The organism is Microcoleus sp. PH2017_34_RAT_O_A (genome assembly GCF_020737885.1).
Taxonomy (GTDB): Bacteria; Cyanobacteriota; Cyanobacteriia; order Cyanobacteriales; family Microcoleaceae; genus Microcoleus.
Genome location: NZ_JAEQDD010000157.1, coordinates 1 through 8,975 on the forward strand (window position 1 = coordinate 1; position 8,975 = coordinate 8,975).

The 8,975-nt window shown below is 43.8% G+C and carries 3 protein-coding genes and 1 CRISPR repeat array; all 3 genes read right to left on the reverse strand.

Going from position 1 to position 8,975, the window contains the following annotated elements:
- Positions 1-496: 496 nt before the first annotated feature.
- The 3 genes from JGK11_RS31430 to JGK11_RS31440 all read right to left on the reverse strand — a co-directional run bounded on the left by JGK11_RS31430 (position 497) and on the right by JGK11_RS31440 (position 8,678).
- Positions 497-2,104 (reverse strand): hypothetical protein, encoded by a 1,608-nt coding sequence (locus JGK11_RS31430; protein ID WP_293214322.1) that lies wholly within the window; start codon positions 2,102-2,104, stop codon positions 497-499.
- Positions 2,105-2,534: 430 nt separating this feature from the next.
- Positions 2,535-4,253, reverse strand: a complete 1,719-nt coding sequence (locus JGK11_RS31435; protein WP_293214324.1) for a CHAP domain-containing protein — start codon at positions 4,251-4,253, stop codon at positions 2,535-2,537.
- A 576-nt stretch (positions 4,254-4,829) separates the two neighbouring features.
- Positions 4,830-6,170: direct repeats of the CRISPR family, unit length 35 nt; unit sequence CTTTAGGCTTCTTCGGAAGTCGAATTAATGGAAAC.
- Between the two features lie 303 nt (positions 6,171-6,473).
- Positions 6,474-8,678, reverse strand: coding sequence for a WYL domain-containing protein (locus tag JGK11_RS31440; protein WP_293214326.1), 2,205 nt, complete (start codon positions 8,676-8,678; stop codon positions 6,474-6,476).
- Positions 8,679-8,975 lie beyond the last annotated feature (297 nt).

Here is an 8,975-nt window from a genome sequence, read left to right on the forward strand (position 1 = left end):
CCAGATAAATCGTCTGCCCAATCTTCACAAATGGTTTGTGGAAATTTTCGCTAAACCCACATAGCTATTGGATCATTCTTTTTGTGGAGGCCTCTTAGTGAATAACCGCGTTAAATCCGCAGTTGGGCGGGGAATTAATTCCCTGGCATTTTTTCGGGTGAAGCCACGGCCGCAGGATACAACATTGCCCATAGGTGTCAGCTTAAGCCTGGAACCATTGATAATTCTCGCTTTTGTCCGAAGCCAGATCCCCCTAAATCCCCCTTAAAAAGGGGGACGAAAGAGAATACTCTTGTCCCCCCCTTCGATCGGGGGGCTAGTGGGGAGCTAGCCTTAATCGCTAGACAGAAGACTGATAATAGGTTTGACGTTAAGTTGACACCAATGAACATTCCCGCGTCCCGATAAATGATATTTATTGTACGGTTGGTAGGGAAACGGCACTGCCGTGTCCTGATTCCCACCGCGTGCCGATAAATGATTTAGATGCACCATATTAGTTTTTGTCTCGCTTTTGGATGCGTTTCAAAATCCAATGCCAGCCGCCCGTGCTCAACCAAGTTACAACTCCGGCTGCTACTCCGGCTACTACACTTAATAATAGAACTAATACTGCTGGATGAATTGTATCTATTTTCCAAGTTGGTTTTAAGCTGAGTGGCTGTTGGATGTAGTTAGCAATGCTGGAGGCAATAATGCCGCCTGTACCTACGGCTACGCCGATAACTTGAATTGTGGTTTCTAGGCGGCGCGTTTGCTGCATGAGACTGTATTCGTACATATCGCGCACTTCGTCATTTACTTCTTGGTACAATTCTTGTATTTGAAATACTTCGTGCCACTGGCGGTAACAGCGGTGGTGGTGTTGGCGCTGCATGACTTGAGCGAAATAACCCCGCGCTGTGAATACTAATAATTGGTTACGAATTTGTTCAAATACATGTTCGCGCTGGCTGTTAGTGTCTTTGTCGCTGTCAGATAGCCAATTTAGGGCTACTTTTGATGATAGCATCATTAGGGTAAAGCGCTGGTGCAGGGCAATTAGAAATAGTAAAAAATATTGGTCGCGCAGGTGAGATGGTAGGGTTTTGCGGAAAAAGTCTGTTTTAGGGGCATCGGCTGCTAGAAAGCTGCCGCCTTCTAGGGAGAAGATAAACCACTGACGGCTGGCGTAAGGCAGCCAAGCTGGATTGTTGGGTTCTAGGTCTTCTGGGGCTGGATAATTGCCTTGTTTTTCATGGAATAAGTTTTGCAATTTGTAGAGTAAGAGTTGGGTTTCGTCTGGGGGTAAGTTGTCGGCAAATAAGGCTGTAAATGGGAGCATTTGTCCGGGAATAAAGACTTCCCTCCACCATTGTTTTGATGTAGGTTCTGGTAATTCTGTCGGAGGTAATGCTGATTTTTTGAGTAATGCTGTCACTATTTGACCGAAGTGAACTTGATTTTTACCTGCTTGATATTGGGCATTGCCTCCTGCTATTTCTGGAAAGAATGGCTCGAATTGGGGTTGTTTTGTGTCGGGGTTTAAACCGATGCGCCGCTGGGCTTTGATGTGGGTTCCTTGCTGTCCTTCGAGAAAGCGAAAGTAATGCAGAAAGTTGAGCCATTGATTGATGTTGTTGGAGTCTGGTTGGGTTCTGATTGTTAAGAATCCGACTCCTATTTGAAATAGTGCTAGTTGGACTGCTTTGTTGCCTTCTCCTGCTTCGCCAAAGTTAAAGGGAATTTTTGCTATGGGGGTAATTAATTCCCATTGTGCTCGGAAACCAAGGATGTCGCGGGCTGCTTCGTTGAGTTTCCACAGGCTGGCTGTGGGTGGGTGATTGTCTGTGGGGTTGAGGTAGTTGGCGACGTGGAATAGTAAGTCGTCTTTGGGGAATGTTTGGGATTCCCACAGCATTTGGTTTTGTCGCGCTGGTATTTGGGTTTGGGATATGGCGTTTTTGAGGGTTTGAAAGTTTGCGGTTTCAAATAGAAATGGGTAGACGAAATAGATGAATGACCCGTTTTGGTCGGTTGTTGCTCCGTTAAAGTTCACTGGTGTTACCTTGTGGGATGGGAGGGAAGGTCGATCGCTCTTGATGGTACATAATAATGGAAACAAGAGGCTTCATCTACAATTTTTGCTGAGTATTTTTTATACGTAAATAAAATATTTGTTAAAAATAGCCGAAAAGATGTTGTTTTTTGGGCTATAAATTTAAATATATGTGTTGATAGTTACGATCGCCCGAATGGATTGACTCGATCGCCCGAATGGATTGACTCGATCGCCCGAATGGATTGACTCGATCACCCGAATGGATTGCAGATATTGCACCCTACAAGAATTACCATCGAGCTTTGGGCATTGTACAGTTAAGCAAGGGCGATCGGGGATAGGCACGGCGGGGCCCTACCCCTACAAGTCTGGAATTACAGTCCTGGACACATTAAGACTCCTCGAAACCGGGTTTTTTAGTTAATCTGGGTGATCCAACGAAGGATTTTCGTAAAAAACCAGGTTTCTGACTGCGCCTGCGTCCAAGGCTAAATTAGTAACTCGGATTGCCGGTAATGAATGCGGCTGATACCCACTTATCTGTATTTTGTAAGCGGAACCAGCGGTTTTCATTCTTGTTTTCTCGCGCATCCCAGTGAGTCGTGCCCACGGTGGTAGCGTCAAAAGTCCGGCTGTTATTGGTGGCAAGAGAGCCGACAACTGGGAAATTTGTCCCCGGCCCGCTGCGGACGTTTAGAGTGCCATCAGCGGTGCCGTTGAATACCGGATTTCCGGTGATAAAGGCGGCGGAAACCCACTGATTTGTACCTTGAATGCGGAACCAGCGATCGTCATTGCGCTGTTCGCGACTATCCCAAACTGTTGTACTGCGAGAAACTGAATCGAAGTTGCGGCTGCTGTTGGGAGTTAGGGAACCGACTATGGAATTGTTGGTTCCCGGCCCGCTGCGAACGTTAAGCTGTCCGTCTACTGTTCCTCGGAATAGCGTACCCGTACCTGGTTTTACCGGATCTGGCTGTGTCTGATTTCCTGATAGATAGACAAATTTAGCACTGTTAAAAGCATTAGTTCCGGGGTTAATAGTGCGCGAGGTAAAAGACATTTTGGCAGTACCAAAATTGGCTTCGGAAATCAAAAAAGAACCGTTAGCATTCACTCGTTCTACAAAGCCGACATGACCTACATTACCCGCGCCTCCTTGATTGGGGTCCCAGACTACAAAACTGTTAGCTCGTGCTTGACGGCCCCAACTTCCGGCTTGGTCGTCCCAAGCGCCTGCGTGACCGGAAATTCTCCCTCCTAAACCGCTATAATTCTGAAGCAAACCTTTTTCTAATGCTCGGCCAAAAGCAAAGTCTGTACACCAAAGATAGGTGCCGCCAGTGCCGTTACTTGCGACAAATTTATTGCCGGAACGACTGTAATTAGCTGAGTTGAGATTGATCTGAAAATCTGAGGGGGAAGCTTGTTCGATGAAAACTGTTTTGCCGCCTATAGTAACAGTTGCTGTATCGTCTTCGGATTTGAGGGCGAGAATTTCTGGTTGGCTCAATTCTTTGCCTCGAACAACGGCGGAAAATATCTCGCCTTCATCGCCAGCGGCATCGTTAATATTAATTTGCGAGTCGATGAAGTGTCCCATTTCTTCTAGCAGTACGCTGGCTACTGCTTCGGGATTGTTGGCGTTTTGCTGAATGTATTCTTGCGATAGATAAATCTCGCCGTTTAAGCTGTCAAAAGCACCGTTGGCATTGTTGATTTGAGAGCTAGAAATAACTGTGATTCGCGGCAGGTTTTGGGTGTTGCCACTGGCGGCAGTTTGTACTATAGTTTGAGCTGCTGCTAGGTCGATGTTATCTCCAAAGGCTAGTTTCAGGTCTTGGTTGAAATCGGTTGTATTGGCAAAGTTTTTGAGGTAGGTGTTGGCAATTTTTTGAGCTTGTTCTAGGACCGATCCTGTTAGTATATCAAGGGGTATGTTAGATTGGGGAAGGTTGGCGGTGCTGGATGTTATGGGGTTAACTGAATTTGCTAGGGGTTGTTCGCTAAGGATAAAGTTGCTGATATCTGGTGTTGGATAGTTTGGATTGAGTTCGGGTATGAAAGTGCTGATATTGGGTGAATTTTTAGTGGTTCCGGTGGGGATTGTTTTTGCTAAAGGATCTAGTTTTATGTCGAAAGCTGTGGGGTCAAGATTGGGGGAGGTTTGCCAAGAGTTGTTGTTGTTGTTGGAGAAGTGTGAATCTAACATGATTTTGGGTTTTTATAATAGAGGGTTGGCGGTACTTTACTGTTGTTAGTCACATCTTAAGGTTGAGTTCTGGTGCTGAGGTGCGGTTTTGGTGCGAATGACAATTCGTGCGAATGACGATTTGATGTGGCAGATTTTGTGGTGAAATTGCAATGTTTTTGGTGCGAATGACGATTTAAATTAGGGCTTATGCACTCCGCCAAAGAAACCGGGGTTTTTACTGATTTTGTGGGCTGTGATGAGGTGTTTTTGGAAAAAACCCGGTTTCTGGAGTTGCGGGTTGAGTATATCGCTGATGATGTGAAAGATATAAGGTATTGGTTGCTTTGGTTTAATGATTGGTATTTGTTATTAATTCTCAGTCTGTTGATAAGAGTTGGGGGGGGTAGGCGATCTCTGAAACCCTCATTCTGTCGTTACCCCCCACAATTTGCTCTCTGGTTATGGGTTTCAGGGCTGTATTTGGCAGATTTTTTGGGGCTTATTGAAAATAATCTACCTTTATTGACGACGAAACTTGACCCCCACAAAAAAGTGCTGTAGACTTAGCTCAGGGCAAGGCTTCTAGGAGCTAGCCTTTAGGCTTCTTCGGAAGTCGAATTAATGGAAACTTTTATAGTTTTCAGGCCAATTTTCTTCTGCTACTACTTTAGGCTTCTTCGGAAGTCGAATTAATGGAAACTGGAAAAACCACCACAAAACTTTCTTGCAAATTTCTCTTTAGGCTTCTTCGGAAGTCGAATTAATGGAAACAACACGGGCTCCGCACCCGCTCGAGCAGAAGAAATCAGACTTTAGGCTTCTTCGGAAGTCGAATTAATGGAAACATTTTTTCTCCGAACTTTTTGGGTTTAGAGAAATTTCGTAATCTTTAGGCTTCTTCGGAAGTCGAATTAATGGAAACGAGAAAACAGTTTTTCTAGTTCCTTATCCGTTTTGACTTTAGGCTTCTTCGGAAGTCGAATTAATGGAAACTTGTAATGATTTGAATAAGGTGGTCGGAAGCTTACAAAACCTTTAGGCTTCTTCGGAAGTCGAATTAATGGAAACAAGAGATAAGAGTCTTTGTCATTATCAGGTGCTTTTGCCTTTAGGCTTCTTCGGAAGTCGAATTAATGGAAACATTAAGTCACCCACTCGGTAATTGGGTGAATGCGTTCTTTAGGCTTCTTCGGAAGTCGAATTAATGGAAACTTTGGCTGGAGTTGCCGCTGGAAAAGAAACCACAACTTTAGGCTTCTTCGGAAGTCGAATTAATGGAAACTAGAGTCCGTAGTTAAAGTCATCTATAATTGCGTCTTTAGGCTTCTTCGGAAGTCGAATTAATGGAAACTTACGGCTCATGAAAATTTGAAAATGCCCATCATCGCTTTAGGCTTCTTCGGAAGTCGAATTAATGGAAACGTCGTACTTCTGGCAGGTGGACTTATTGCTGTCCAACCACTTTAGGCTTCTTCGGAAGTCGAATTAATGGAAACTTTTTCTCCAGTTACTTTGTCTTTTCCGGTACCACCGCTTTAGGCTTCTTCGGAAGTCGAATTAATGGAAACCTGTCTGGAGTTCTTATTTCACCATTAGATTGTGAAAAACTTTAGGCTTCTTCGGAAGTCGAATTAATGGAAACGGGAATTGGCAATTCCCGGCGAGAAGTTAGCTATTTTTTCTTTAGGCTTCTTCGGAAGTCGAATTAATGGAAACGATCCTTCTCCTTCCTGTTTTTTTGGAACCTGAAACGATTTACCTTTAGGCTTCTTTGGAAGTCGAATTAATGGAAACACGATAATTTCAGTCATCACCTTAAAGTCGTCGCTTCTTTAGGCTTCTTCGGAAGTCGAATTAATGAAAACGCATGAGCTTCCTTGAACTCCACGCGATCGCAGTCTTTTAGGCTTCTTCGGAAGTTGAATTAATGGAAACAAGAAATCCCTAGGTATTAAAAAATATCTAGATATTTTATTTAATAAATATTAGGAATAGAATGGCGATGCTGCTAAATATTGCCCTTTATGTGTAACCCAAAATTTTCGCATTTACCCACAAGTTTGCCGGGGAATTAATTCCCCATCTCATAGCAAAAGTCGGTTAAAAACCGACTGGAAACCTCAATTAAATAATCATTAATCTTAGTCCTCTTTGAGAGGACTTGCGCTATGAGACAGGGGTTTTCAACCCGGTTGGACTGTCGGATTCGCGAGTTAGCCGATCGACAAATTCTCAGATTTATTCGCGATAAACCTCAACAATGCGATCGCCAATATTTTTAATCTTCTCCACCAACTCCGGCGGCTTCACTACCTTAACACTACCGCCAAACCCGATAATCCACTGCTCGAAACTGATATCATCTAAAGACCACTTTGGCAATACAACTCGAAACCGATGGGGAAACTTAGCATCTCCTGTTGGTTGCAAAGAAAACAGAGATTTAGAACCTTTAGGTTGTTTTCCTCCCACAGGAGGTGACATTTTCATTACCGCAAATCGCTTGGTGCCCTCGGCAACAAATTTAAATTTAGCGTTACTAAACCAAAGTTCCACAGTTATTTCGACTTGCGATCGCACTGTTTTATCTGAACTGAGAAACTGCTGCTGCAAACTAGCAGTTTTACCGAGAAATATCCCGGCACCTGCTGCTAAAAGTTGGTTCATCTTTTGTAAAGATTGTTCCTGAATTGTGCGATCGCGTTTTTTCCCTTGAGGTTGACCTAAAAACAATCTATCCAGCCTTTCAAAACGCAACAAACCATTATCTTTTTTGCCTGCACATTCAAGCCCTAAATACCAAGCAAAGTTATAAAAAACTATTTGCAGCGGCCACGCTAAAAAGAAGCCGTCCGCATCTCCTGAAAATCGACCGCCACCGGAAATGCGGTTTAATTCTAAGAGTTCTCCCGTGATAATTGCTGTTTCCAATTGGGTTAATTTTCTTGACATCGCGTCATCAGGAAGCCTGTCAGTATCGACAATACAATGATTCGCGATCGCCCTGACTGGATAAGTATCAGGAGAATTAAGCTTGCTGAGTTTCATCCGTTCTTTAAACGTTTCAAAAACTGCTAAAGCTGCCGGATCTTCTAAACTTTTGGCTTGAGATTGCAGAATTCCGAATACTTGATTCAGTTCGCGCTGCGATAAAATACCAGTTCCGGCAAAGTAGCCGTGTCGCAGGGGAAATTCTGGCAAAATCTGATAAGGTTTCAGGGTTTTTTCAATATCTTTCTGTAGGGCATCCAAGATATTTTCGCTAATAATTTTGTTTTCTTTGATGCCTTCGATTAGTGCTTGTTGGCTGCGGTTTTCGGAGTTTGGTAAAAAGGGATGCTGCAAGATAAATCGAATAATTTTTAGCAGCCGCTTGAATGGTTCTAAATCTGAATAAGCGTGAGTAATTAGGTTTGAGTCTTCAATTATGGTGACATCAATATCGTTTTCGACTTCTCCCAAATCGCCGTTTTTGACTGTCCGTAATCCCATATTATTTTCGACCCCCCCCAACCCCCCCTTGCTAAGGGGGGGAGTAAGAATAGGATTTGTGCGATCGTCCAGGGGAATAGTGTTATTTCCAATGCCGATTAGTTTATTTTGTTGCAGCCATTGCAAGTCGATCTCGATGGTATTGCGATCGGCATAAATACTGCCTTTGAGTTGGTGCATTATAGCACAAATTTCATCAACAGAGTCGGCAAAATGCGGCACTTTTCCCAAAATAGATTCTAACAATTTTGGGTCATTGATATGTAAGTATCCGATGCCGGGATAGCGGATAATTAATGCTATTAAATGCAGCAGGCGATCGAAATCTTGCAGTTTTGAGTATTGGTGTAGGATAATTTGTTTGTGTTTGGTGCGGTTGATGCGGTTGGTAAGGGCGCGATGTAAGTTTTGAATTTTGTTCTGAATTTCTGTGAGATCAAACTCGCCGTCGGTTTGAGGAATACTGTTAACTGCTGCAAAGCCTTCTGCGGGAAGTGGGGGGAAGTTTTGCAGGGATTTGAACATATCGGCGATCACGTTGTCTGGTACGATGCGATCGCGGTTTTGATTTCGCTGCTGGCAAGTTTCTAAGGGGGTTTTGAGATGCCAAGCCATCCACAATACGGGTTCTGATTTGCATTCTAAGTTGCGATCGTCCCCAGGAGTGAGGGAGGACTCGGAATTTAATTGCATGAGGAGTGACATTCGCCATGCGCGTTTGGCGTTGGTGGCATCGTAGATGACTGGTTGCTTAAGTGCGATCGAGCTTCGGATTTGCTGTATAATTTGATGTTCTATTTCTGTCCAATTTCCCTGAATGCTGGCATTTCCGTAGAGTTGTTCGCGAATGCGATCGGTGGAAACAATGTGATAGTTTGCTAGGGTGGCTAGTTGTTGGGCAAAGGTGGATTTTCCGCTGCCTGGTGGGCCGATGAGAAGGTGACAAATCATGTTATTTTTGGATGAAATTGGGACAATTTTAGATTTTGGATTTTAGATTTTAGATTGATTAGCGATTAAATATCACTGAATGATTTAGTCGGCGGAGGCCGACTTTGTTTATGTAGACGCGGTTTCAACCGCCGAGTCTGAATGATTTAGTCGGCGGAGGCCGACTTTGTTTATGTAGACGCGGTTTCAACCGCCGAGTCTTAGGGAGCACCACAGAATGATTGATCCTATAATGACCCAAAGATAATTTCAGTGTGCAGCGTATCTTATGTCTCTAAAATCTATCATGAAACTGAC

Bases quoted from the DNA above. Each gene is read 5' to 3' on its own strand.
- JGK11_RS31435 (WP_293214324.1), bottom strand. From the start codon at position 4,253: ATGTTAGATTCACACTTCTCCAACAACAACAACAACTCTTGGCAAACC.
- JGK11_RS31440 (WP_293214326.1), bottom strand. From the start codon at position 8,678: ATGATTTGTCACCTTCTCATCGGCCCACCAGGCAGCGGAAAATCCACC.